The organism is Paenibacillus pseudetheri (genome assembly GCF_924513355.1).
GTDB lineage: Bacteria > Bacillota > Bacilli > Paenibacillales > Paenibacillaceae > Paenibacillus_AQ > Paenibacillus_AQ pseudetheri.
In genome coordinates this window covers 1-421 of record NZ_CAKMAB010000112.1, presented here as the reverse complement: position 1 = coordinate 421, position 421 = coordinate 1, and the positions used below count along the sequence as shown (strand labels likewise).

Sequence of the window (421 nt, the reverse complement as noted above, 5' to 3'; positions counted from 1 at the left end):
AAACTGGAATCTTATTTCCTTGGGTTGCTGAAGATGTGCACTGCTTTTTTTAAGATAGCATTTTCCATTGCTATATCATTCTTTTCTTGCTGAGTCTCCTGGAGTTCCTGTTTCTGTTCTTTAATCAATTGCTCCTTATCTTTAAGCAGTTGTTCTAACTCTCGTACTCGTTCTAAGATACTGGTAGGTTCATTTTTAAGCTCACGATATTTAGCCTTCCACCCATGCAAAGTTTTTGCTGGAATATTCAACTCTAACGAGATATCCTCCACCGACTTCGTCTGCTCTAACAAATATTTAACAGTCTTTCTCCTAAACTCTTCATTGTACCGCTGCCGCTGTTCACCCATGTGAACACCTCCTTAGATATCTTCATTATCTTAATCTCTTAACGAGGTGTCCACTTTATATTCTAGGTCTA

General features: G+C 38.2%; 1 protein-coding gene. It reads right to left on the bottom strand.

Going from position 1 to position 421, the window contains the following annotated elements; genetic code table 11:
• Positions 1-11: 11 nt before the first annotated feature.
• Positions 12-350 (bottom strand): transposase, encoded by a 339-nt coding sequence (locus tag L1028_RS31140; protein ID WP_234541975.1) that lies wholly within the window; start codon positions 348-350, stop codon positions 12-14.
• Positions 351-421: the final 71 nt, after the last annotated feature.